Source organism: Streptomyces sp. NPDC001787, from assembly GCF_040297465.1.
GTDB lineage: Bacteria > Actinomycetota > Actinomycetes > Streptomycetales > Streptomycetaceae > Streptomyces.
The window spans coordinates 141,146-163,671 of the sequence record NZ_JBEOZE010000020.1; the positions used below are offsets into that span (position 1 = coordinate 141,146).

At 71.2% G+C, this 22,526-nt stretch carries 25 protein-coding genes; 13 read left to right on the top strand and 12 right to left on the bottom strand.

The features are described 5' to 3' along the window. From ABT170_RS25725 to ABT170_RS25735, 3 genes are all read right to left on the bottom strand, one after another. Positions 1 to 96: an Ms4533A family Cys-rich leader peptide gene (locus ABT170_RS25725; RefSeq protein WP_323179525.1), complete on the bottom strand. Its 96-nt coding sequence runs from the start codon at positions 94 to 96 to the stop codon at positions 1 to 3. Between the two features lie 78 nt (positions 97 to 174). Beyond that, a complete protein-coding gene (locus ABT170_RS25730; protein ID WP_502970568.1) occupies positions 175 to 1,617 on the bottom strand; it encodes a DUF3152 domain-containing protein in 1,443 nt (480 codons plus the stop codon). 8 nt (positions 1,618 to 1,625) lie between these two features. Further along, positions 1,626 to 2,591 carry an alpha/beta fold hydrolase gene (locus ABT170_RS25735; RefSeq protein ID WP_329946212.1) on the bottom strand — a complete coding sequence of 322 codons (966 nt, stop codon included), beginning with the start codon at positions 2,589 to 2,591 and terminating at the stop codon, positions 1,626 to 1,628. A 111-nt stretch (positions 2,592 to 2,702) separates the two neighbouring features. On the opposite strand from ABT170_RS25735, the gene ABT170_RS25740 reads away from it, so the two are divergent. The 4 genes from ABT170_RS25740 (at position 2,703) to ABT170_RS25755 (ending at position 4,616) form a co-directional block, all read left to right on the top strand. Then, entirely contained in the window at positions 2,703 to 2,918 is a 216-nt protein-coding gene (locus ABT170_RS25740; RefSeq protein WP_329946213.1) for a hypothetical protein, read from the top strand. Between the two features lie 169 nt (positions 2,919 to 3,087). Then, complete coding sequence (locus tag ABT170_RS25745) at positions 3,088 to 3,729, top strand: TetR/AcrR family transcriptional regulator (protein WP_329946214.1); 642 nt, start codon at positions 3,088 to 3,090, stop codon at positions 3,727 to 3,729. A 132-nt stretch (positions 3,730 to 3,861) separates the two neighbouring features. Continuing rightward, positions 3,862 to 4,089, top strand: a complete 228-nt coding sequence (locus ABT170_RS25750) for a DUF3107 domain-containing protein (protein ID WP_073717986.1) — start codon at positions 3,862 to 3,864, stop codon at positions 4,087 to 4,089. Between the two features lie 254 nt (positions 4,090 to 4,343). Beyond that, positions 4,344 to 4,616 (top strand): hypothetical protein, encoded by a 273-nt coding sequence (locus ABT170_RS25755; RefSeq protein WP_329946215.1) that lies wholly within the window; start codon positions 4,344 to 4,346, stop codon positions 4,614 to 4,616. Between the two features lie 65 nt (positions 4,617 to 4,681). Here the strand turns inward: ABT170_RS25755 and ABT170_RS25760 are convergent, their stop codons facing one another. Further along, positions 4,682 to 5,437 (bottom strand): ferritin-like fold-containing protein, encoded by a 756-nt coding sequence (locus tag ABT170_RS25760; RefSeq protein WP_266923563.1) that lies wholly within the window; start codon positions 5,435 to 5,437, stop codon positions 4,682 to 4,684. Between the two features lie 450 nt (positions 5,438 to 5,887). Between ABT170_RS25760 and ABT170_RS25765 the strand changes: the two genes are divergently transcribed. Continuing rightward, a complete protein-coding gene (locus tag ABT170_RS25765) occupies positions 5,888 to 8,047 on the top strand; it encodes a DEAD/DEAH box helicase (RefSeq protein WP_351871122.1) in 2,160 nt (719 codons plus the stop codon). 150 nt (positions 8,048 to 8,197) lie between these two features. Then, positions 8,198 to 9,061, top strand: coding sequence for an alpha/beta fold hydrolase (locus ABT170_RS25770; RefSeq protein WP_329946217.1), 864 nt, complete (start codon positions 8,198 to 8,200; stop codon positions 9,059 to 9,061). Between the two features lie 59 nt (positions 9,062 to 9,120). Here ABT170_RS25770 and ABT170_RS25775 read toward each other — a convergent pair whose 3' ends face one another. Continuing rightward, positions 9,121 to 10,032, bottom strand: coding sequence for an NYN domain-containing protein (locus ABT170_RS25775; RefSeq protein ID WP_329946218.1), 912 nt, complete (start codon positions 10,030 to 10,032; stop codon positions 9,121 to 9,123). 212 nt (positions 10,033 to 10,244) lie between these two features. On the opposite strand from ABT170_RS25775, the gene ABT170_RS25780 reads away from it, so the two are divergent. Beyond that, positions 10,245 to 10,397: a DUF8834 family protein gene (locus tag ABT170_RS25780; protein ID WP_219572777.1), complete on the top strand. Its 153-nt coding sequence runs from the start codon at positions 10,245 to 10,247 to the stop codon at positions 10,395 to 10,397. Between the two features lie 119 nt (positions 10,398 to 10,516). Here ABT170_RS25780 and ABT170_RS25785 read toward each other — a convergent pair whose 3' ends face one another. The 3 genes from ABT170_RS25785 to ABT170_RS25795 form a co-directional block, all read right to left on the bottom strand. Then, positions 10,517 to 11,122, bottom strand: coding sequence for a MarC family protein (locus ABT170_RS25785; protein WP_266923553.1), 606 nt, complete (start codon positions 11,120 to 11,122; stop codon positions 10,517 to 10,519). 175 nt (positions 11,123 to 11,297) lie between these two features. Beyond that, positions 11,298 to 12,164 (bottom strand): PHP domain-containing protein, encoded by an 867-nt coding sequence (locus tag ABT170_RS25790; RefSeq protein ID WP_329946220.1) that lies wholly within the window; start codon positions 12,162 to 12,164, stop codon positions 11,298 to 11,300. Between the two features lie 87 nt (positions 12,165 to 12,251). Further along, positions 12,252 to 12,929: a DUF6758 family protein gene (locus ABT170_RS25795; RefSeq protein WP_351871127.1), complete on the bottom strand. Its 678-nt coding sequence runs from the start codon at positions 12,927 to 12,929 to the stop codon at positions 12,252 to 12,254. A 157-nt stretch (positions 12,930 to 13,086) separates the two neighbouring features. On the opposite strand from ABT170_RS25795, the gene ABT170_RS25800 reads away from it, so the two are divergent. After that, the gene (locus tag ABT170_RS25800; protein ID WP_351871130.1) at positions 13,087 to 14,319 is read left to right on the top strand and encodes an MFS transporter; all 1,233 of its coding nucleotides are present in this window, start codon (positions 13,087 to 13,089) and stop codon (positions 14,317 to 14,319) included. 60 nt (positions 14,320 to 14,379) lie between these two features. Here the strand turns inward: ABT170_RS25800 and ABT170_RS25805 are convergent, their stop codons facing one another. Then, the gene (locus tag ABT170_RS25805; protein WP_329946223.1) at positions 14,380 to 14,964 is read right to left on the bottom strand and encodes a suppressor of fused domain protein; all 585 of its coding nucleotides are present in this window, start codon (positions 14,962 to 14,964) and stop codon (positions 14,380 to 14,382) included. Between the two features lie 412 nt (positions 14,965 to 15,376). Here ABT170_RS25805 and ABT170_RS25810 point away from each other — a divergent pair, with 412 nt between their 5' ends. Next, a complete protein-coding gene (locus ABT170_RS25810; RefSeq protein WP_266923519.1) occupies positions 15,377 to 16,507 on the top strand; it encodes a magnesium and cobalt transport protein CorA in 1,131 nt (376 codons plus the stop codon). A gap of 31 nt (positions 16,508 to 16,538) precedes the next feature. Next, complete coding sequence (locus tag ABT170_RS25815) at positions 16,539 to 17,060, top strand: hypothetical protein (protein WP_329946224.1); 522 nt, start codon at positions 16,539 to 16,541, stop codon at positions 17,058 to 17,060. Between the two features lie 24 nt (positions 17,061 to 17,084). On the opposite strand, the gene ABT170_RS25820 is transcribed toward ABT170_RS25815, so the two are convergent. Further along, entirely contained in the window at positions 17,085 to 17,846 is a 762-nt protein-coding gene (locus tag ABT170_RS25820; RefSeq protein ID WP_329946225.1) for a hypothetical protein, read from the bottom strand. Positions 17,847 to 18,072: 226 nt separating this feature from the next. Here ABT170_RS25820 and ABT170_RS25825 point away from each other — a divergent pair, with 226 nt between their 5' ends. The 3 genes from ABT170_RS25825 to ABT170_RS25835 are packed head-to-tail and all read left to right on the top strand — an operon-like array spanning position 18,073 to position 21,074. Beyond that, complete coding sequence (locus ABT170_RS25825) at positions 18,073 to 19,347, top strand: magnesium transporter MgtE N-terminal domain-containing protein (protein WP_329946226.1); 1,275 nt, start codon at positions 18,073 to 18,075, stop codon at positions 19,345 to 19,347. Next, on the top strand, positions 19,337 to 19,897 hold the full coding sequence (locus ABT170_RS25830; protein ID WP_351871135.1) for a DUF1003 domain-containing protein: 561 nt from the start codon (positions 19,337 to 19,339) through the stop codon (positions 19,895 to 19,897). The genes ABT170_RS25825 and ABT170_RS25830 overlap by 11 nt, the downstream gene beginning before the upstream one ends. A gap of 43 nt (positions 19,898 to 19,940) precedes the next feature. After that, on the top strand, positions 19,941 to 21,074 hold the full coding sequence (locus ABT170_RS25835; protein WP_329946228.1) for an Mrp/NBP35 family ATP-binding protein: 1,134 nt from the start codon (positions 19,941 to 19,943) through the stop codon (positions 21,072 to 21,074). Positions 21,075 to 21,146: 72 nt separating this feature from the next. On the opposite strand, the gene ABT170_RS25840 is transcribed toward ABT170_RS25835, so the two are convergent. Further along, positions 21,147 to 21,806, bottom strand: a complete 660-nt coding sequence (locus ABT170_RS25840) for a hypothetical protein (RefSeq protein ID WP_329946229.1) — start codon at positions 21,804 to 21,806, stop codon at positions 21,147 to 21,149. Between the two features lie 124 nt (positions 21,807 to 21,930). After that, a complete protein-coding gene (locus tag ABT170_RS25845) occupies positions 21,931 to 22,419 on the bottom strand; it encodes a sec-independent translocase (protein WP_329946230.1) in 489 nt (162 codons plus the stop codon). Positions 22,420 to 22,526: the final 107 nt, after the last annotated feature.

The window sequence follows — 22,526 nt, forward strand, 5'->3', positions numbered from 1 at the left end:
TCAGCGACAGAGAACGTCGGCTACGCAATGCCCGGCCACGCCGATGAGCGCCAGCTCGATGGCGGCGCGCTCGGAGGTGACCAGGTTGCGTGACATGCCGAGAAATATGAACGACCGGCCCCGGCGATGTCAACGCGGAATGAGACACCTATCTCAGGATGTGGACTTTGCGAATCAACTGCCGGGGTACACCCACGGGTTGGCCCTGCATTTGATCCCGCCCACATTCAGGGACTTCGTCTGCTGCTGCATCACGGGAGCCAGTGAGCCCGGTGTGTCACAGCTCTCGTGGTCATGACCCAGACGATGACCGACCTCGTGATTGATCAGCATCTGACGGTAGGCCAGCAATGCGTCCGGGCCGTAGGTGGACGAGCCCTGCGCCCACCGATAGGCGTTGATCATGACCCGGGGGGTCACGGCGGAGTCGCAGGAGACATTGTCGACGGTGATATCGAGTTCGGATTTCGCGCACCATTCGGCGGTGGTCCCGGGACTCGCCAGAGTTATCACGAAATCCGGTTCACCGGAGGAAATCCGCTCGAATGTCATCGCACCGCCGTGCGCCCAACTCCGGTCGTCATTCAGCGTTTTCTGAACGACCTCGGCAAAGAAACCGCCGTCGAGGGCGAGCCCCTTTTCCACGTCGATGCGATAGCGGTACTTGTGCCCCTTGCCCGGCGCCTTCGCCAGCCCCGGAACGGCGTCGAACTTCCCGGTCGCCTTCAGTTTCGGATCGAGCGGATAGGGCTTGGCCAGCTTTTCCGCGTACGAAAGGGGCTTCACCGCCGCCTCTTCCGCCTTGGGGGCGGGCCGGGCGTCGGAGCGCGAGGTGTCCCCGGTGTCGTCCCGGTCCACACCCGCCGTCCGCGGGGTGCTCGACCGCTCCTCGGCGTCCTGGGCCACCTGTCCGGCCACCACGACGGCGAGCACGGTGGTCACCGCCGCGGCGGCGATACCGGTGACGGTCCGGCCCAGGCCGCCCCGGCCGGCCCGTGAACCACCGCGGTCACCGGCGCCCCGGACGCCGGACGGACCCCGGGGGCCGTCCGGCCCGTCGGTGTCCGGGAGGCGCGGGCCGGCGGGAGGAGCGGCTGCCCCCGGCGTCCCGGAGAGCGGGGCGGCGGAGGGCTCCACGGCGTCGAAGGCGTCGACGAACTCCCTGCGCGGGCCCGGTATCAGCGGGGCGCCACCGGGTGCGGGCCGCGCCGACGTGCGCCCGTCGGCCGCGCGCTGCGCCGCCCGCTGGGCCGAGACCTGGCGCGCCACGGCCTCCTGACGGGCAGTGGGCCCGGGAGGACCGGCGTACCCGCGGTGCGGTCCGCCCTGGCCCGGAACGGCCGGCCGGCCGGGCACCTGCCCGTCCTCGGGCCACGGGTGCTGCGGTCCGGTTCCCCAGCCGCCGCCCTGTTCGCGCTGTTCGGGGTGGCCGCCGCGGACCTGCGGGGCCTCGTGGAACGGGGTGTGCCCCTCTCCCCCGGGCGGCCCGGGGGCCGTCCGCCTGCGCCGCCCGCTGCCCGGTGCCGAGCGGGGCGTCGCGCGTTCGCCGCCCGGGTCCGGCGCGGCCGGGGCCTCCGGACGGGTGGCCTCGGGGCCCTTTCGGCTGTGTCGTCCCACGCCCCGGATCAGCTCCCGCCACATTCGTCGAGCAGTTCCCGGAACGCCTGGGCGACCGCCTCCGGGTACTCCATCATCGCCACGTGCCCGGCGTCGGGCAGTGCCAGCAGCCGCGAATCGCGGAAGGCCGCGGACGCCCTGCGTGCCATCCGGTACGAGACGAGCCGGTCCCGTCCGCCGTACACCAGTTGGGTCGGTGCGAGCACCCGCTCGGCCTGGCGCCACAGTCCGTGCTGCCCGCCCAACGTATAGGCATCGACGATGCCCCGAGCGGAGCGCGACATGGCGTCCCAGAAGTACGGCAGTTCCAGCCGTCGCTCCATTTCGGCCACCGCGTGACGGAAGCCCTCCTCGGAGATCCGCGCCGGATCGCCGTAACAGAGTGCCATGACCCCGCGCGTGCGCTGCTCCGCCGTCCAGTCCTTGGTGAGCCGGGAGAACAGACCCGCGACCCCGGGGATCGCCAGCAGCCCGGTCGGTACGGCGGGCCGCTGGACCCGGATCTCGGGCAGCGCGGGCGAGACGAGGGTCAGGGTGCGCACCAGGTCGGGGCGGACGGCGGCGACCCGGGTGGCGACCGCGCCCCCCAGGGAGTTGCCGAAGAGATGGACGGGGCCGCGCCCTCCCGCGTCGAGCAGCCGGATCACCGCACGGGCGTGTCCGGTCACCGAGTAGTTGCCGTCGTCCGGCGGCGGCGAGTCCCCGAATCCGGGCAGGTCGACGGCCTCGCCGTCGACCACGTCCGCCAGCAGCGGCATCAGCGCCGACCAGTTCTGCGAGGAGCCTCCGAGGCCGTGCACATAGAGCGCCGGAGCCAGTCCGGCCCGCTCCGCCGGCCGGGCACGGACGGTCAGACTGAGTCCCGGCAGCGAGACGGAGCGCAGCTTCTCGCCCTCCGCGACCCTGACGGCACTGACCGTGGGGGCCACCGCTGCGGCGGCGGCGCGGGTACCCGGCAGCTCGGTCGAAGACATGCGGGCAATGTTACGAGACGATCACGCGCTGATTCATGTGTTCGCGGTCACAGGACACATCGCGGCGGGGAGGGGTTGCTCCTACGCTTCAAGGGAAGGAAGGGAGCCACCATGACGGTCGACCCGAGCGACCCGGAGACCTTCGAGGACATTCAGCCGGACGCACCGGACCCGGAGACCCCCGAAGCCGACGCCGCCGAACAGCGGACCGATCTCCAGCAGCGGACCGACGAACCGCTGACGGACATCGACCGGGACACCGTCAATGAGGCGGATGCCGCGGAACAGAGCCGGACAGTCGCACAGGACGAAGACGATTACCGCTAATTCGCCCCGCTTTGCTCCCTGACTCGATGATTCTGTGGCTACCGCAGTCGTCCGGTCCGTGAAATTCTGCGTCCGCGCCGCGCGCACCCGGGTTACCGAAAAGTACGATGGCTGTACGGCGCAGCGTGTACGGAAACGGCTGTGCTTGATCACAAATTTGGGAGGCGGCGTGACAGCCATCGAGCAGACAGAGGCAGCGCGCCCGCGGGGCACCCGGCTGCCCCGCCGCGCCCGACGCAATCAGCTGCTGGGGGCCGCGCAGGAGGTCTTTGTCGCGCAGGGCTACCACTCCGCGGCCATGGACGACATCGCCGAGCGTGCCGGGGTCAGCAAGCCGGTGCTCTATCAGCACTTCCCGGGCAAGCTGGAGCTCTATCTGGCCCTGCTCGACCAGCACTGCGAGTCGCTGCTCCATGCCGTGCGCACGGCGCTGGCCTCCACGACGGACAACAAGCTCCGTGTCGAGGCGACGATGGACGCCTACTTCGCGTACGTGGAGGACGAGGGCGGCGCCTTCCGGCTGGTCTTCGAGTCCGACCTGACCAATGAGCCCGCGGTCCGCGAACGGGTCGACCGGGTCTCCCTCCAGTGCGCGGAGGCCATCTCCGACGTCATCGCCGGTGACACGGGACTGTCCAAGGACGAGTCCATGCTGCTCGCGGTCGGCCTGGGCGGTGTCTCCCAGGTGGTGGCCCGCTACTGGCTCTCCAGCGGCTCCAGCATCCCGCGCGACACGGCGGTCCAGCTCCTGACCTCGCTCGCCTGGCGCGGCATCGCGGGTTTCCCGCTGCACGGCATCGATCAGCACTGACCGACGACGGCGGCCGGCCGTGTTCGCTGCGGGCGTTGCCGGTCGGGCCATGACCTCCGGCACCTGCGGGCTAGTGTGGCTGCGTACGGCGCGGCTCACCGCGCAGGGACTGACCGTCGGAGGGACATAGCCGTGGAGGTCAAGATCGGGGTGCAGCACACGCCCCGCGAGATCGTGCTGGAGAGCGGACTTTCCGCCGAGGACGTCGAGAGCGCGGTCGCCGAAGCTCTCAACGGCAAGGCGCAGCTGCTCAGCCTCACGGACGACAAGGGCCGCAAGGTCCTGGTGCCGGCCGACCGGATCGCGTACGTGGAGATCGGCGAGCCCAGCACCCGGCGTGTGGGGTTCGGCGCGCTGTAGCCGACACGACGCAGTGAACGGGGAAGCGGTCCGGCGGGAATCCCGCCGGACCGCTTCTTCGTGTTCCCGGACCGCTGTCCCCCCGCTCCCCGGACCGCTGTCCCCGCTCCCGGGACCGCCTCCCCGGGCCCCGCGAAGCCGGGTGCGCTCGGCCGGGTTTCCGCAGCTCGCGGGAGGGTTGCGCCCGGTGACCCACGGGTAGTACCGCCTCGACCGACTTACCCGCCCCGCACACCCCCGCGAGGTGATCCTCTGTGATCTGGGAAACCTTCGGCTCCGTCGTGCTCGGACTCGCCCTGTCCTGGGCGGCGCTCCGCTCACTGCCCGGCCGTCTGCCGTCCGGCCGTCCCGTGTTCCTCACCGGCGCGCTGGGCGCCCTGTTCGGCGCCTATCTGACCCACACGGCACTGGGTTCCGGCCATGTCCTGGCGACCCTGACCGGCGCGGTGCTCGTCGGGGCGGTGACCCTGTCCCTGCTGATCCGGCCGCGGGGCCGCCGCCTCGGCCGGTCGGCGGCGGCCCAGTAGCCCGGCCACCCGCCGGCCGCGGCCGTAACCCGACGGGCCGGGGCGGGCCCGCCGGGTCCGGCGGGTTACGCGGCCAGGCCCAGCGCGGCCATGCGCTTGGTGTGGGCCTCGGTGATCCTGGAGAACATCCGTCCGACCTCGGCCAGGTCGAAACCGTCCGCCACACCGCCCACGAGCATCGTCGACAGGGCGTCCCGGTCGGCGACCACCCGCTGGGCCTGGGAGAGCGCCTCGCCCATCAGCCGGCGGGCCCACAGCGCGAGCCGGCCGCCCACCCGCGGCTCGGCCTCGATCGCGGCGCGCACCTTCTCGACCGCGAAGTTCCCGTGACCCGTGTCGTCGAGCACCGCGAGGACGAGCGAGCGGGTGTCGGTGTCGAGCCGGGCCGCGACCTCGCGGTAGAAGTCGCTGGCGATCGAGTCACCGACGTACGCCTTGACCAGGCCCTCCAGCCAGTCCGACGGCGCGGTCTGCCGGTGGAAGTCGTCGAGTGCCTTGGCGAACGGCTCCATCGCGGCGGTCGGGTCCGTCTCGATCGCGGTGAGCCGGTCCGTCAGCTGCTCGAAATGATGGAATTCGGCGGAGGCCATCTTCGCCAGTTCCGCCTTGTCACCGAGAGTCGGTGCGAGTTTGGCGTCCTCGGCCAGCCGCTCGAAGGCCGCCAGCTCGCCGTAGGCGAGTGCGCCGAGCAGATCCACGACCGCGGCGCGGTACTGCGGCTCGGCGGACGCGGTGGCCCAGTCCTGGGCGGCGATTCCGGTGGGTGCGGGGGATTCGGGCGCTTCGTTGGCGGGTTCAGCGGCGTTGTCAGGCGTCTCCATGGAGCGCACAATAGCCCGCTCGGCGGAGCGCCGAGAGGCCCGGCCGACGACGGACATCACACCGTTCCGATGAATTCGCCCAACACACATGCGCGAATCCGGGGTACAGTGGTATTGCGTCTACTGAGCATTTTCGTGTGCCAGGGACGCGACCTTGAATGAGGATGCCCGGTCGGTGGCCCGATCGGCTCCGACCCGACAGCCCTCCACGCGAGGCGTACGACACGTACGACCGCAGATGAGGGGCCCCCTCAGCGGCACGAGCGCTCGAGCGACGGCAGTGGTCCCGCGCCACCCGGCCCATCCACGGCCGGATGACCAACCCCGGCACGGTACGACCCCCAGCGTTCGCCTCGGACCGCGTCTCACAGAAGAGGCAGCACCCTGACTACGTTCCGCGACCTCGGGATCCTTTCCGAGACGGCCGAAGCCCTTGAGGCAGTCGGCATCATGTCCCCCTTCCCCATCCAGGAGATGACGCTCCCCGTAGCGCTCTCCGGCACCGATGTCATCGGCCAGGCCAAGACCGGCACCGGCAAGACGCTCGGTTTCGGACTGCCGCTCCTGGAGCGCGTCACCGTCCCCGCCGACGTCGAGGCCGGGCGCGCGGCGCCCGAGAAGCTGACCGACGCCCCGCAGGCCCTGGTCGTCGTTCCCACCCGTGAGCTGTGCCAGCAGGTCACCAACGACCTGCTGACCGCCGGCAAGGTCCGTAACGTCCGCGTCCTCGCGATCTACGGCGGCCGTGCGTACGAGCCCCAGGTCGAGGCCCTCAAGAAGGGCGTCGACGTGATCGTCGGCACCCCTGGCCGGCTGCTCGACCTGGCGGGCCAGCGCAAGCTCGACCTGTCCCACATCCGCGCGCTCGTCCTCGACGAGGCCGACGAGATGCTGGACCTCGGCTTCCTGCCCGACGTCGAGCGCATCATCACGATGCTGCCGCCGAAGCGCCAGACCATGCTGTTCTCGGCGACCATGCCCGGCGCCGTCATCAGCCTCGCGCGCCGCTACATGTCGCAGCCCACCCACATCAACGCCACGTCGCCCGACGACGAGGGCTCGACCGTCAAGAACACGGCGCAGTTCGTCTACCGCGCCCACTCGATGGACAAGCCCGAGATGGTCTCGCGCATCCTGCAGGCCGAGGGCCGCGGGCTCGCGATGATCTTCTGCCGTACGAAGCGGACGGCCGCCGACATCGCCGAGCAGCTGGAGAAGCGCGGTTTCGCCTCCGGCGCGGTCCACGGAGACCTGGGCCAGGGCGCGCGCGAGCAGGCGCTGCGCGCGTTCCGCAACGGCAAGGTGGACGTTCTCGTCTGCACCGACGTCGCGGCCCGCGGTATCGATGTCGAGGGTGTGACCCACGTCATCAACTACCAGTCGCCGGAGGACGAGAAGACCTACCTCCACCGCATCGGCCGGACCGGCCGCGCGGGCGCCAAGGGCATCGCGATCACCCTGGTCGACTGGGACGACATCCCGCGCTGGCAGCTCATCAACAAGGCGCTGGACCTGAAGTTCCCCGACCCGCGGGAGACGTACTCCACGTCGCCGCACCTCTTCGAGGAACTCAGCATCCCCGCGGGCACCAAGGGCGTACTGCCCCGTGCCGAGCGCACCCGTGCGGGTCTGCGCGCGGAAGAGGTCGAGGACCTCGGCGAGACGGGCGGCCGGGGCCGCAAGTCCGCCGCGAGCGCACCGGCCCCCGCCCGCGAGGAGCGCGAGCCGCGTACGCGCACGCCGCGTCAGCGCCGTCGCACCCGCAGCGGAGCCGCGCTGGAGGAGGGCACCGCCACGGTGCCCGCACCGGCCGGCGAGGCCACCGTCACCCCTGAGGCCGCCGAGGCCCCGGCGGAGCCGCGTACACCGCGTCGCCGCCGCCGTACCCGGGTGGGTGCCCCCGAGGCCGCCGCCGAGGCCGCTGTGGCCGTGGCGGAGGCCCCCGCGGCACCGGTCGCCGATGTGGTGACCGAGGCGGAGCCCGTGGCGGAGAGCAAGCCGCGCCGCCGCCGCACCCGTACCGCCGCCGCGAAGCCGGTGGAGGACGCGGTCACGCAGGCACCCGCGGCCAGGACCCCCGCGGCCGAGGCACCGGCCGTCGTGGCACCGGCAGAGTTCCAGACCGTGGCCGTCGCCGTCGGCTTCGCCGAGCCGGTGGCCGAGCCGGCCGTCAAGCCGCGCCGCCGCGCCCGGGTCGTGAAGCCGGCTGTCGACGAGGTCGACTTCCAGATCGCCCCGGCGCCCGAGCCCGAGCCGGAGACGAAGCCGCGCCGCCGGACCCGCGCCGCCACCGCCAGGCCGAAGACCGAGCCGAAGGCCGCATCGACGCCGAAGGCGGACGCCACGGCGAAGAAGACCGCGGCCAAGAAGGCCACGCGGACGAAGGCCGTCGCGGAGACGGTGACCGAGGTTCCGGCCGACGAGGCCGAGGCCAAGCCGCGCCGCCGCCGGGCCACCCGCGCCGCCACCGCCGGAACGCAGGCCGCCGTGGTCGCCGAGGCCGAGGCCGTGGTGGGCGAGGCCGCCGACGCGGAGGCCCCGGCCAAGCCGCGCCGCCGCCGGGCCACCCGCACTACGGCCAAGGCCGAGGCGGCCACGACCGAGGGCTGAGCGCAGCGCATCACTCCCGTACGGCCCCGTACCCGCAGCTCGCGGGTACGGGGCCGTACGGCTGTCCTGCTGGGCGGCTGGGTGGCTGTCCCGCTGTCCGGCTGCCCGGCTGCCCGGCGCGGTGGGTACATCCGGGGATAGCCTCGTCGTATGAGCCGGCCGCCCACCTTCACCCCGCCCCCCTGCGCCCGTGCCCGCGTGCTGCGAACCGCACGCGGGGACTTCGCCGCGCTGGACGCCGCACCGCGTACCGGGGCACCCCATTCCACCGCCCTGCTGCTGCCCGGATACACCGGCAGCAAGGAGGACTTCATCGCCCTGCTCGAACCGCTCTCCGACGCCGGGTACCGCGTGGTCACCGTCGACGGCCGCGGGCAGTACGAGAGTGCGGGGACGGACCGTCAGGAGTCGTACGCCCAGGAGGAGTTGGCCCGCGACGTACTCGCGCAGGCGGGTGCGCTCAGCGAGGGGGGCGACGGCGCTCCGGGCCGGATCCACCTGCTCGGCCACTCGCTCGGCGGCCACATCGCCCGCGCCGCCGTCCTGCTCGACGCCGCCCCCTTCCGCTCCCTGACGCTCATGTCCTCGGGCCCCGCCGAGGTCGTCGCCGCCCAGCGGGACAAGGTGAAGATGCTCAGCGACGCGCTGTCGGTGCTGAGCATGGCCGAGGTGTGGGAGGCGATGCGGGCCCTCGACCCGCCGCAGGACGCGGACACCGGTGACGGCGAGGCGCTGCGCCGCCGCTGGCTGCTGCACAGCCCGGCGCAGCTGGTCGCCACCGGCGCCCAGCTGGCCGGCGAACCGGACCGGGTGGCGGAACTGGCCGCCCTCGCGCTGCCCGTCCATGTGATCTCCGGCGAGCGCGACGACGTCTGGCCGGTGGAGCGGTTCGACGCGATGGCGCGGCGGCTGGGGGCCCGCCGCACCACGGTCGAGGGCGCCGAGCACTCCCCCAACACGGCCCGGCCGCTGGAGACGGCCGCTGCCCTGGCCGCGTTCTGGGACAGCCTCTGACACCCCCTTCAGGGCATCGGGTGGCCGTATCGTCCGTGCGGCCCGGCCGCGTCAGTGCCTCAGTACTGCGCCTGGAGGTGCTGCCAGAACCCGTCCCGCAGCGCGCGCCGCAGATGCGCGTGGCCGCGCAGGGAGTGCTGGAGCAGCCGTTCCGCCTCGACCAGCAGGTCCTGGTCGACCGAGCCCGGCAGATAGGGATGTCCGGGCAGCAGGTCGGCGAGGGACTCGCGGCCGCGGGCGGAGAGCCAGGTGGCGGCGATCTGCGCACCGACGAAGCGGACGTCCTCGCGCGAGGGTGCCGGGGTGTCGTCCTCGTACGTGGTGACGGGCCGCCGGGTGACATAGGGGCGGCAGAAGTCGAGGTCGAAGGTGCGCTGGCTGTCGACCTCCCAGAGCAGCGGCTCGGCCTGGTTGCGGCCTTCGGCGGCCTCGATGCCCCAGAGGTGGACGCGGGCGCCGTAGCCCTGGGCCGCCTCGACCGCCGACACCAGGTCCTCGTCGCCGCCGACGAGGGCCGCGTCGCTGATGGCGCGGTGCCTGGCGAGTGATTCGAGGTCGGTGCGGATGAGGGAGTCGACGCCCTTCTGCTGGTTGTTGGCGTTGAGGTTGCCGAGCCGCACCTTGACGTCGGGAAGTTCGGCGATGGACTGCTGTTCCACGGTGTGGATACGGCGCCGGGCCCCGTCGTACCAGTAGACGCGCAGCAGTCTGCTGTCCGCGAAGATCGTGCGGGCCTTGTCGATGAAGGCCTCGATCAGCCCCTCCGCGTCGAGGTCGAAGGAGCGGCGGTCCTCGGTGCCGGTGACGAGCAGGCCGGCCGCCGCGTACACATAGCCCGCGTCCACGAAGATCGCGTGCGTCGAGGGGGTCTTCGACACCTCGGCGAGCACGCGCTGGAGCAGCTGGTTGGTGCGGTCCAGACGCTCCTCGATCTCGGCCCGGCCCCATGGTTCTGCGTCCGCCTCGTTCATACGGACCTCATCGTCTGCGCATGCGCAGCTACTGGCGGGTACTTAGACATCCAAAAAATTTCCTTAGCGTAGGGAATGATTTCCGGGGGCAAGCCGTTGTACCCCCTGTGGAGCGCGAGACGCCGACGCCTTGCGCTCTTCATCCTTGCGGACGGGGTCGCCCCGTCCTCCCAGCAGTTCTCCAGCAGGAGGATCAGACGAAGGGAAGCCTTGTGCGCTTCGAGATCATGCGACTCGACGATGTCGACGGTACCGCCGTGGACAGCACCGTCGTGGACGCCGCCTCCGTCAACCGGATCGTGCAGCAGGCCGCGGCAGTGGGCCAGCGCATCTACATCCGCCCGGCCGACAGTTCGGCTTCGTAACGCCTTGTCACGCATTGCGCCGTAAAGACGAAGCGCCCCCGCACGGATGGTCCGTGCGGGGGCGCTGTGGTGTGCGCGGGCCGTGACGCGCGGGGGCGCCGGGGTGCGCGGGCCCGGGATCAGGCGTTCTGGATGACCTGGGTGACGCCGTTGATGATCTGCTGCACGGCGATGGCCGAGAGCATCATTCCGGCGAGCCGGGTCACCAGCACCACACCGCCGTCCTTGATCACCCGGATGATCAGCAGCGAATAGCGCATGGTCAGCCAGAGCACCACGTGCATGGCGACGATCGCCGACCAGACCGAGACCTGGCCGCCCACCCCGTCCGCGTGCTGCACCGCCAGGATGACGGAGACGATCGCGCCGGGCCCGGCCAGCAGCGGCATGCCCAGCGGTACGAGCGCGACGTTGACGTCCTTGGTCTGGGTCGGCTCATCGGTCTTGCCGGTGAGCAGGTCCAGCGCGATGAGCAGCAGGAGCAGCCCGCCCGCGATCATCAGCGCGGGCACGGAGACATGCAGATAGTCCAGGATCTGCTGACCGAGCAGACCGAAGACGGCGATCACCCCGAAGGCGACCATGACGGCCTGGAGCGCCATTTTGCGCTGCACCTTGGCGGGGCGGCCCGCGGTGAGGGCGAGGAAGATCGGAGTGATTCCGGGCGGATCCATAATCACAAATAGCGTGAGAAAAAGGGATCCGAAGACAGCGACGTCGAACACAGTGAGCCTTGCGGGGAGAGAAACGGGCGGTACGGGGAGTGTGCGTGGCCGCGGGCCGGGGCGGCGTCCGCCGTCCCGCGGCGGCCGGGGGCTGCCGCAGGACGGCGGCCGGGCGCGCGGGAGCGGTGTGCGGTGGTGCGGTTACGGGATCGCGCGCGAGCGCGCGAACGGGGTGCTACGAGCGGCCGGTTCCGCCGGCGCCCGGCACCGGGAAGGCTCCCGTGGCGCGCCGGGTGATCTCGCCGTAGATCTCGGGGTCGGTCGTGTACTCGCCGAGCCGGACGGTCTTGCGGGTGCCGTGGTAGTCGCTGGACCCGGTCGTCAGCAGTCCCAGTTCACGGGCGAGCCCGCGCAGCCGGGCCCTGGTGGGCTCGTCGTGGTCCATGTGGTCGACCTCTATGCCGTCGAGTCCCGCGGCGGCGAGCCGGGCGATGGCGGACTCGGGCACCACGGCGCCGCGCTTCACGGCGGCCGGGTGGGCGAAGACGGTGACGCCGCCCGCCGCCCGGACCAGCCGGATCGCGTCGAACGGGTCGAGTTCGTGTTTCTCGGCGTACGCCCGCCCGCCGTCCGCGAGCCAGTCGGGCGTGAAGGCGTCGGAGACGCTCCCGACGACACCGAGTTCGACGAGCGCGGTGGCCACGTGCGGCCGGCCGACGGAGCCGTCCCCGGCGATGCGGGCGACCTGCTCCCAGGTCACCGGGACACCGAGCGCCTGGAGTTTGCGGACCATCTCCTGGGCGCGCGGCACCCGGTCGTCCCGTACCAGCTCGCGTTCGCGGGCCAGTTCGGGCTCCTCGGGATCGAAGAGGTACGCCAGCATGTGCAGGCCCACGCCGTCGAGCTTGCAGGAGAGCTCCGCGCCGGTGACGAGGGTGAGCCCCTCGGGCAGGGCGCCGATGGCCTCACGGTGTCCGCCGACGGTGTCGTGGTCGGTGAGCGCGATGACGTCGAGCCCCGCGGCGGCGGCGGCAGCCACCAGTTCGGCGGGGGTGTCCGTCCCGTCCGACGCGGCGGAGTGGGTGTGCAGATCGATGCGCACGACGCGTACTCCAGAACTCGCGGGGACGGGCGGGAAAGTGACAGGTGGGGCCGGACGGGTCGCTCAAGGATAACCGCCCCGAACCCCCTATATCCCGGCGGTCCCCTGCCGGGGCGGACCGTCGGGGGCGTTGAGCAGCCGGGGCGTGAGCGCCCCGCACGGGACGAGGTCCGACTCCCCCCCGGCATCACGCAGATCGGTCAGCACCAGCTCGTCGTGGAGCAGCAGCCCCGCCTGCTCGGGCCAGACGATCGCCCAGAGCCACAGCCCGCGCGCCTCGCCGGCGAAGACCGCCCGGTCCTCCGGGGCGCCCCTGACGTGCCAGAGGGGGGTGGGGCGTCCGGCGGCCAGGACCTTGGCGTCGGGTTTTCCGTCGACGCACAGCCGCGGTCCGGGGTCGGGCCCCTCGATCCCCGCGTAGCGCGCGCCGAGTCCGACGCCCAGTTCCTCGGCGACGAGCAGCAGCTCGCCCATGCCGCCGAGCGGTCCCGGGCCGGAGCAGGCGACGACGGTCGCGCGGCCTCCGCTGCGGTCGTCCCCCGCGGACGCGACCCCGGTGAACAGCCACCCCACCGGGAGCGGCCAGGGCATCCAGACCGGCACCTGCGCGCGGTGCACGACCACCCCGAGCGCCTCGACGCTGGGCGGGATCACCGGCTGCAGCGGATGGATCTGACCATGCACAGGGCACTGCCAGGAGTCGGCGAAGAGACCGGGCGCCCTGACCCGGCCACCGCACTTCGGGCAACTGGGTTCGCCCCTCATAACCGCCAACGGTCCTCCGCGGCGGTCGCCGCGTCAAGGACGATCACCCGTCCGCAGCGTGGCTCTCGCCCACAGAAGTAGATGTACCTTGCATTTATTAGACGGGCTAACTTATTCTGTGTATAACACAACGATCTAGTGGAGAGTGAGAGAACCCATGCAGGGAGAGGATCCGTTCGACAAGGGAGCGTCAAGCATCCTGCGCCAGCCCAAGGCCGTGTGGGCGACCGCGGGCGCGTCCGTCGTCGCGTTCATGGGAATCGGCCTGGTGGACCCGATTCTGCCGTCCATCGCCGAGGGACTCGACGCGACGCCCAGTCAGGTGTCGCTGCTGTTCACCTCGTACTTCCTGATCACCGCGGTCGCGATGCTCGTCACCGGCTTCGTCTCCAGCCGGATCGGCGGCCGCAAGACGCTGCTGACCGGTCTCGCCCTGGTCGTCGTGTTCGCCGCGCTCTCCGGGACCTCGTCCTCCGTCGCCGAACTGGTCGGCTTCCGGGCGGGCTGGGGCCTGGGCAACGCGCTCTTCGTCTCCACCGCGCTCGCGGTGATCGTCGGCGCGGCGGCCGGCGGCAGCGCCGCCGCGATCCTGCTGTACGAGTCGGCGCTCGGCCTCGGCATGGCGTGCGGGCCGCTGCTCGGCGCGCTGCTCGGGGACGCCAGCTGGCGCTACCCCTTCTTCGGCACCGCGGCCCTGATGGCGATCGGCTTCCTGTGCATCGCCGCGTTCCTCCGCGAACAGCCCAGGCCCGCGCGGAAGACCTCCCTGCTGGACCCGATCAAGGCGCTCGGCCACGGCGGTCTCGCCTCGGTCGCGGCCTCGGCGTTCTTCTACAACTACGCGTTCTTCACGATCCTGGCCTTCACCCCGTTCGTGCTGAACATGACCCCGTACAGGTCGGGGGCGGTGTTCTTCGCCTGGGGTCTGCTGCTCGCGGTCTTCTCGGTGCTCGTCGCCCCGCGGCTGCAGAAGCGCTTCGGCTCGCTGAAGGTGGTCGGCGCCTCGCTGGTCCTGCTCGCCGCCGACCTGCTGGTCCTCGGATACGGCAACCACACCACGGCCATCGTCTGCACGGTCGTCTCCGGTGCCTTCATCGGCATGAACAACACCGTCTACACGGAGCTGGCCCTCGGCGTCTCCGACGCACCGCGTCCGGTGGCGAGCGCCGGGTACAACTTCGTCCGCTGGTTCGCCGCGGCCGCGGCCCCCTTCCTCGCACCGAGGATCGAGGAGTGGAGCGACATCCACATCCCGTTCGTCGTCGCCGCGCTCGCCGCGCTCGCCGGAGCGGCCGTCGTAGGGTTCCGGCGCACGGCGCTGACGCACGAGGCCGAGGAGCTGGAGCCGAAGCACGCCACCGAGGACGGCGTCACGGTCTTCGCCGACTGACCGGAGCGGGCGGATCCGGCCCCCGGGGACAGGCGAGCGGCGCCCCGGGGGCCGCGCGGTTCAGTCCAGCGCCACGGACGTACGCAGCGGATCACGCAGGTCCGTCCCGTGCGACAGCCAGCGCTCCTGGAGCTCCTGCGCCCCCCGGACCCGCTTCCAGGCGGCCTCGTTGTGCGTCATCGGCAGCAACGGCAGGAAGCGCACCGGCTCACGCGGCTCGTCCAGTTCCAGATCCTCGACCAGTCCGCCCGGCTCGGCCACCAGCACCGAGCTGAACGGCGCCCCCGTCCACAGCGGCTGCCCGAGGTCCAGCGAGGCGCCCGGGGCCACGATCAGCCCCTCCACCTGCGGGGAGGCGGCCAGCACGGCGAGCGGACGCAGCACCTGATCGGTGTCGGCGAGCCCCGCCCGTACCGACAGGACGAGTTCGGCCCGGGGCCCCTTGACCGGATCGGCGAGCGGCGAGGTGGGATCGGCCATCGGCTGGGCGGACATGCCGAGGGTGGCGTAGCGCACCACGTCACCGTCGATGAAGCGGAGCACCTCGATGCGTTCGGTACCGAGGAACGTCACACCGGCGCGTGCGTCGGGCTCGCCCAGGGCCGTCCGCAGCCGTGCCTCGACCAGCGCAAGAATTTCTCCCATGCGGCGAGCATAGAGCGCGTATCGAATGGGCAAAGTAAGGGATTGGGCCCTGGGCGGCTGATAGCCTGGCCGCCGGTCGGGACAGCGCGCAGAAGCGTCGCTCTCTCAGTCCCGACGACACGTCGTCCCTCACGGGGGACCGGCCGGAGGAGGTGGGGACTGCCATGGATCCAAGTCGACCGTGCAGTACCGACCGCTCTTCCGCACGACGCCTTCCCTCGGTGATCTGACCCCTTCCCGGTCACGGCCCCACGGCAGTTCGCACCACGGAAGAGCCTTTCGTTTTTGCCTGTCTGTAGCGAATGCCGTCATCGCGCCCGCGCGGTGCCGCCCGCTTTGCGGACGTGAGCACACGTCCCCATTCCGGGCTGTTCCACGCCCCGCCGACGGCCCTCCGTGAAGGAGTCAGCCCATGTCGATGATCCGCGACCTGCGCGCCGCCGTGCGCCCGTCCCTGCGCCCGTCCCTCCGCAAGAACAGCGCTCCGTACAGCGGTGGTTACGACACCACCCGCGACCCCTCCGCCTCCAGCGCGGTCGTCGACTGCGCGGTCTACCGCGACGGACGGCGCATCGAGGCCTCCGCCTGCCCGACCCCGCACGAGGCGATGCTCCGGGTGCGGGAGAGCGGCGGTTTCGCGTGGATCGGCCTGCACGAGCCGACGGAGGAGGAATTCGCCGTCATCGCACGGGAGTTCGGCCTCCACCCGCTCGCCGTGGAGGACGCCGTCCACGCCCACCAGCGCCCCAAGCTGGAGCGCTACGACGACACCCTGTTCACCGTCTTCAAGACCATCCACTACGTCGAGCACGCCGAGCTGACCGCGACCAGCGAGGTCGTCGAGACCGGCGAGGTGATGTGCTTCACCGGCCGGGACTTCGTCATCACCGTCCGGCACGGCGGACACGGCTCGCTGCGCGCCCTGCGCCGCCGTCTCCAGGACGACCCGGAGCTGCTCGCCAAGGGCCCCTCCGCCGTACTGCACTCGATCGCCGACCATGTCGTCGACGGCTACATCGCCGTGGCCGAAGCCGTGCAGGACGACATAGACGAGGTGGAGATCGACGTCTTCTCCACTCCGGCGAAGGGCAGCCGGCGCGGTTCCGACGCGGGCCGGATCTACCAGCTCAAGCGCGAGGTGATGGAGTTCAGGCGGGCCGTCTCGCCGCTGCTGCGCCCGATGCAGCTGCTGAGCGAGCGCCCGATGCGGCTGATCGACCCGGACATCCAGAAGTACTTCCGTGATGTGGCCGACCACCTCGCCCGGGTCCATGAGGAGGTCATCGGCTTCGACGAGCTGCTGAACTCGATCCTCCAGGCCAATCTGGCGCAGGCGACCGTCACCCAGAACGAGGACATGCGCAAGATCACGTCCTGGGCGGCCATCATCGCGGTACCGACGATGATCTGCGGCGTCTACGGCATGAACTTCGACCACATGCCCGAGCTGCAGTGGAAGTACGGCTACGCCATGGTGATGGGTGTCATCGGGGTGGTCTGCTTCTCCATCCACCGCATCCTCAAGCGCAACGGCTGGCTCTGAGCACAACGGCCCGGTCCCATAGAGTGCGGCCATGACTGCTGCTGCTGACGTGCTGCTGGACCGGGCCCTCGTCGAGGAGGCCACGAAGAAGTCCGGTCTGATCTGGGTACGGGGCACCGGGCCCGCCCGTGCGCTGTGGCACGTCTGGCACGAGGGCGCTGCCCATCTCGTCGGCGACGGCCCCGGTGAACAGCCCTTCCCGCCCGGGATCACCGACGGGGCCTCGGCCGAGGTCACCGTACGGAGCAAGGACAAGGGCGGCCGTCTCGTCGTCTGGAACGCGGCGGTCGCCGTGCTCGCACCGCACGGCGAGGAGTGGGAGGCCGCGGTCGCCGAGCTCAAGGGCAAGCGGCTGAACGCGCCGGACGCCGAGCGGATGACCGAACGCTGGGCGCGCGAGTGCGTGGTGGTGCGGCTGACTCCCGGCGACATCCGCACCGCGCTGCCGGACACCTCGCTCGCCGCGCCCCCGCTGCCGACCGGGGCGACCACCCGCCGGCCGGTGCCGGACGCCCTCCCCCGGCTGCTGCTGAAGCGCCGCCGCAGGAGCTGAGGCGGCGCCCCGCCGGGGTACGGCTCAGCCCGAGGACTTGGGGAGCTGGCCGCCGTAGTCGACGGTGTCGTCCTCGGCCGGCGCCTCCAGCACGAAGGGCTTGTTCCAGTCCCGGAGACGTACGGTGCCCCCGCCGCCGCCGCGGGCGAAGCGCACCGGGTACGGCTTGCCCTCCAGGGCGACATCGAGCGCGCCCCCCTCGCCCTTTCCGCCGTAGATCTGGATCGTACGGACCCCGGAGACGGTGTCCCGGTCGCCCTTGCTGATCTTGCCGTGCAGCGAGAGCAGGCCGTCGAGCAGGATCTCCTTGTCCGTGAAGCCACGCAGCTGCTTGTACGTGGGGTCGCCCTCGGGGACCTTGACGTACTTGCCGTCGAGCTTCTCGGCGGCCTCCCGGTCGGCGGCCGAGCCCTGGTCGCTCTCCTCGTGGTTCCAGAAGGCGGAGTCGGCCTTGAGGAAGAGTTCGTCACCGACCCGGAGCAGCACGAAGGTGCTCTTCCCCGAGGTGACGGAGCCCGTGCCGCCCTCCTCGTTGAGCTGCATGTCGAGGGTGTACGTGCCGCCCTTGCTGACGAGCTTGCCCGCGAGCCGCACCGCGTCCGCCGCGTCCGCCGCCGTTCTGGTCCTCGCCTCGATCTCGGCGGCCGGGAGTCTGCCGACGCCGTTCGTCCCCTTGTCCGGGTCCTCGCCCGCGCATGCTGTGAGGGCTGCGGTGAGCCCGGCACAGAGCACGACGGCGAGAGCGGTCCGGCGACGGTTCCGGACGGCTGGGGCAACGGAGGTCACGGGCGCACTGCCTCTCATCTGCATGTCGGGGGTGGCAGACGGCAGCGTACCCGGGACATCCGGGTCCTTCGGCAGGGAGCCGGGCCGCCGGGTCCGCCGGGGCGGAGTGGCTCGGTACGGGCTAGCCTGATCCCGGCATAACGGCGCAATCGAACCGGCCGGCACACGTGGTGGCGCCGGTGCGCGCCTCACGGACGGACACCGGCGGGCGAAGGAGGCGCATCGGATGGCGGCAGGCGCCCCCAGGGTCTTCGTCTCGCATCTCTCCGGTGTGCCGGTCTTCGACCCCAACGGCGACCAGGTCGGCAAGGTCCGCGATCTGGTGGCGATGCTGCGGGTCGGCGGACGCCCGCCGAGGCTGCTGGGCCTGGTCGTCGAGGTGCTCAGCCGGCGGCGGATCTTCCTGCCGATGACCCGGGTGACGGGGGTCGAGTCGGGCCAGGTCATCACCACGGGCGTGGTCAACATGCGGCGCTTCGAGCAACGGCCCACCGAACGTCTGATCCTCGGTGAGTTCCTGGACCGGCGGGTCCGGCTGGTGGAGAGCGGCGAGGAGGTCACCGTCCTCGATGTGGCGATCCAGCAGCTGCCGGCCCGCCGCGACTGGGAGATCGACAAGTACTTCGTCCGCAAGGGGCGCGGCGGGGCGCTGCGCCGCAAGGGCGAGACACTGACGGTGGAGTGGTCGGCGGTCAGCGGTTTCTCGCTGGACGAGCACGGTCAGGGCGCCGAGAGCCTGGTCGCCACGTTCGAACGGCTGCGGCCCACCGATGTGGCCAACGCCCTGCACCACCTCTCGCCCAAGCGCCGTGCCGAGGTCGCCGCCGCGCTGGACGACGACCGGCTCGCCGACGTCCTGGAGGAGCTGCCCGAGGACGACCAGGTGGAGATCATCGGCAAGCTCCAGGAGGAGCGGGCCGCCGACGTCCTGGAGGCGATGGACCCGGACGACGCGGCCGACCTGCTCTCCGAGCTGCCCGAGGACGACAAGGAACGGCTGCTCGCGCTGATGCGGCCGGACGACGCGGCCGATGTGCGCCGTCTGATGTCGTACGAGGAGCGCACCGCGGGCGGGCTGATGACGACCGAGCCGATCGTGCTGCGCCCGGACGCGACGGTGGCCGACGCGCTCGCCCGGGTCAGGCAGTCGGACCTGTCGCCGGCGCTGGCCGCGCAGGTGTACGTCTGCCGGTCGCCGGACGATACCCCGACCGGCCGGTACCTGGGCACGGTGCACTTCCAGCGGCTGCTGCGCGATCCGCCGTTCACCCTGGTCAGCTCGATCGTCGACAGCGACCTCGTACCGCTGTCCCCGGACACCCCGCTGCCGACCGTGACCAGCTATCTGGCGGCGTACAACCTGGTCTCGGTGCCCGTCGTGGACGAGAGCGGCTCGCTGCTCGGCGCGGTGACCGTCGACGACGTACTGGACCACCTGCTGCCCGAGGACTGGCGCGAGACGGACTTCCGCGGCGAGGAGGGGATCAGCCATGGCGGGTGAGGAGCGTTCGAAGGCGGCGTCGACGGGCTCCTCGGGCATCGTGCGCCCCCCGCGGAACCGGATCGACCAGCCGAAGGACCCGCGGCGCAAGCTGCTCCCGGAGTACGACCCGGAGGCGTTCGGCCGGTTCTCGGAGCGGATCGCCCGCTTCCTGGGCACCGGGCGGTTCATCGTCTGGATGACGCTGATCATCATCGTCTGGGTGCTGTGGAACATCTTCGCGCCGCGCACCCTGCGGTTCGACGAGTACCCGTTCATCTTCCTGACGCTGATGCTCTCCCTCCAGGCCTCGTACGCCGCACCGCTGATCCTGCTGGCGCAGAACCGGCAGGACGACCGGGACCGGGTCACCCACGAGCAGGACCGCAAGCAGAACGAGCGCTCCATCGCCGACACCGAATACCTCACCCGGGAGATCGCCGCACTGCGGATGGGCCTGGGCGAGGTCGCCACCCGGGACTGGATCAGGTCGGAACTCCAGGACATGGTGAAGGACATGGAGGACCGGCAGGTGCTCGTCCGGGCGGAGAGTGACGAAGGCGACCGCTGAGGGGTTACCCGCGCGTACGGCCCTGCGCCGTACCATCGTCCCTATGGCTACGGAAGACGCGGTGCGTGAAGCACTGTCGACAGTGAACGACCCGGAGATCCACCGTCCGATCACCGAACTGGGCATGGTGAAATCGGTCGAGATCGATGCTGACGGTGCAGTCGCTGTCACGGTGTATCTCACGGTCTCCGGCTGCCCGATGCGCGAGACGATCACCAAGAACGTGACCGACGCGGTCGCCCGGGTCGAGGGTGTCTCGCGCGTCGACGTCACGCTCGACGTGATGAGCGACGAGCAGCGCAAGGAACTGGCGTCCTCGCTGCGCGGCGGCACGGCCGAGCGCGAGGTGCCGTTCGCCCAGCCCGGCTCGCTGACCCGGGTGTACGCGGTCGCCTCCGGCAAGGGCGGCGTCGGCAAGTCCTCGGTGACGGTGAACCTCGCGGCGGCGATGGCGGCCGACGGGCTCAAGGTGGGCGTCGTGGACGCGGACATCTACGGGCACAGCGTGCCCCGGATGCTCGGCGCGGACGGCCGGCCCACCCAGGTCGAGAACATGATCATGCCGCCGTCCGCGCACGGCGTGAAGGTCATCTCCATCGGGATGTTCACCCCGGGCAACGCCCCCGTGGTCTGGCGCGGGCCGATGCTGCACCGCGCGCTCCAGCAGTTCCTCGCCGATGTGTACTGGGGCGACCTGGACGTCCTGCTGCTCGACCTGCCGCCGGGCACCGGTGACATCGCGATCTCCGTCGCCCAGCTCGTGCCGAACGCGGAGATCCTGGTCGTCACGACCCCGCAGCAGGCGGCGGCCGAGGTCGCCGAGCGGGCCGGCTCCATCGCCGTACAGACCCATCAGAAGATCGTCGGCGTCGTCGAGAACATGTCGGGCATGCCGTGCCCGCACTGCGACGAGATGGTCGATGTGTTCGGCTCCGGCGGCGGTGCGCGGGTCGCGGAGGGCCTGACGAGGACGGTCGGCGCCGAGGTGCCGGTGCTGGGCTCCATCCCGATCGACGTACGGCTGCGCGAGGGCGGCGACGAGGGCAAGCCGGTGGTCCTGTCCGACCCCGACTCCCCGGCCGGCAGCGCGCTGCGCTCCATCGCGGGCAAGCTGAGCGGCCGTCAGCGCGGCCTGTCCGGCATGTCGCTGGGCATCACCCCCCGCAACAAGTTCTGACAGCACGGCGGCCGGGGTACGACGGGTGGTCGTCCCGTCGTACCCCGGCCGCCGTGTGCCGGTGGACTGCCGTCAGGCGTACGTGGTGATGTCGCCGACCACCGCGAAGCCCAGGCCGTACGCGCTCATCCCCCGCCCGTACGCCCCGAGGTGCACGCCGTCGTGCGCCGATCCGGCCAGCACCCAGCCGAACTCGGACTCCCGGTAGTGGAACTCCACCGGTACGCCGTCCACCGGGAGCGAGAGCTTCGACCAGGGCGGGCCGCCGAGGTCGTCGGCCAGCTCGAACGCCGTCTCGGTCTGCTGGTCCAGCCAGTCGTCCCGCAGCGCGTGGTCCAGCTGGGGCGGCCAGGTGTACGCCAGCAGGCCGGAGCCCGCCAGCCAGGCCGCCGAGGAGACCGTGGTGGCGTCCAGCACGCCCGTACCGTCACCGCTGCGCCGCACGGGGCTGCTGGCCACCGTCACGACGACCGCGAAGCGTTCCCTCTCCGTGCGTGCGTCGGACCGCAGCAGGGGCTCGTCGCCGTGTCCGGTGGACCCGTGCTGCACGGTGCCGTCCGCGGCGGTGCCGACCTGCATCAGCCAGCGCGGCCCGGTGAAGGCCTCGTCCAGCCCGTACCAGGGGAATGGCGCCCGCAGATAGCCGTCGACCGTACGCCGGGCCGCCGGCACCCCCTCTGCGGTGACTGTGCTGGGCGCACCTTCCGCGCCTACCCGACTTGTCGTCTCCATCTGCCCGGCCGCCTCCTCGATCTGTCGCGGTCCGGAGCGGCCCGCCCCCCGCGGGCTCGGGCGTCTCGCAACCGGACAGATGGAGAATAGCCATACCGTACGGACGAGTCGGGATTGACTGGTCTCAGGTGGCGTCGGCGTCGAAGGGCGGGCGCTCGTCCTTGACGGGCTGCGCGGTCTTCTTGAGCAGGTCAGGGGTGGTGGAGACACCGTTCGCCGTACCGCCGGACGACTCCTTCGCCGATCCGTTCGCCGTACTGGTGGCGGAGGAGGCCGACGCGCTCTCGCGCCCGTTCACCGCGTCGGTGACCTCGGCCATCTCCTTGCGCAGGTCGAAGCTCTCGCGGATCTCCTTCAGCCCCAGGTCGTCGTTGCCGTCCATCAGCTGCTTGCGGACGAACGTCTTGGGGTTGAGGTCCTCGAACTCGAAGTCCTTGAACTGCGGGCCGAGCTCCGAGCGGATGTCTTCCTTGGCGCTGTCCGAGAACTCGCGGATCTTGCGGATGGTGCGCGTGACGTCCTGGATGACCTTCGGAAGCTTGTCGGGACCGAAGACCAGCACGGCGAGAACGATGAGCGTCAGCAGCTCCAGTGCGCCTATGTCATTGAACACCTAGCTGCTCCTCGTGTTCTCCGCGTGTTCTCCGTGTGTTCCCTGCCAGGCCGGATGAGGGCCCGGACCGCTCAAAGGTACCTGGCGAAGCTGTCCGGGCGGTACCT

Bases quoted from the DNA above. Each gene is read 5' to 3' on its own strand.
- ABT170_RS25725 (WP_323179525.1), bottom strand. From the start codon at position 96: ATGTCACGCAACCTGGTCACCTCCGAGCGCGCCGCCATCGAGCTGGCG.
- ABT170_RS25735 (WP_329946212.1), bottom strand. From the start codon at position 2,591: ATGTCTTCGACCGAGCTGCCGGGTACCCGCGCCGCCGCCGCAGCGGTG.
- ABT170_RS25740 (WP_329946213.1), top strand. From the start codon at position 2,703: ATGACGGTCGACCCGAGCGACCCGGAGACCTTCGAGGACATTCAGCCG.
- ABT170_RS25760 (WP_266923563.1), bottom strand. From the start codon at position 5,437: ATGGAGACGCCTGACAACGCCGCTGAACCCGCCAACGAAGCGCCCGAA.
- ABT170_RS25765 (WP_351871122.1), top strand. From the start codon at position 5,888: ATGTCCCCCTTCCCCATCCAGGAGATGACGCTCCCCGTAGCGCTCTCC.
- ABT170_RS25770 (WP_329946217.1), top strand. From the start codon at position 8,198: ATGAGCCGGCCGCCCACCTTCACCCCGCCCCCCTGCGCCCGTGCCCGC.
- ABT170_RS25775 (WP_329946218.1), bottom strand. From the start codon at position 10,032: ATGAACGAGGCGGACGCAGAACCATGGGGCCGGGCCGAGATCGAGGAG.
- ABT170_RS25795 (WP_351871127.1), bottom strand. From the start codon at position 12,929: ATGAGGGGCGAACCCAGTTGCCCGAAGTGCGGTGGCCGGGTCAGGGCG.
- ABT170_RS25800 (WP_351871130.1), top strand. From the start codon at position 13,087: ATGCAGGGAGAGGATCCGTTCGACAAGGGAGCGTCAAGCATCCTGCGC.
- ABT170_RS25805 (WP_329946223.1), bottom strand. From the start codon at position 14,964: ATGGGAGAAATTCTTGCGCTGGTCGAGGCACGGCTGCGGACGGCCCTG.
- ABT170_RS25810 (WP_266923519.1), top strand. From the start codon at position 15,377: ATGTCGATGATCCGCGACCTGCGCGCCGCCGTGCGCCCGTCCCTGCGC.
- ABT170_RS25815 (WP_329946224.1), top strand. From the start codon at position 16,539: ATGACTGCTGCTGCTGACGTGCTGCTGGACCGGGCCCTCGTCGAGGAG.
- ABT170_RS25825 (WP_329946226.1), top strand. From the start codon at position 18,073: ATGGCGGCAGGCGCCCCCAGGGTCTTCGTCTCGCATCTCTCCGGTGTG.
- ABT170_RS25830 (WP_351871135.1), top strand. From the start codon at position 19,337: ATGGCGGGTGAGGAGCGTTCGAAGGCGGCGTCGACGGGCTCCTCGGGC.
- ABT170_RS25835 (WP_329946228.1), top strand. From the start codon at position 19,941: ATGGCTACGGAAGACGCGGTGCGTGAAGCACTGTCGACAGTGAACGAC.
- ABT170_RS25840 (WP_329946229.1), bottom strand. From the start codon at position 21,806: ATGGAGACGACAAGTCGGGTAGGCGCGGAAGGTGCGCCCAGCACAGTC.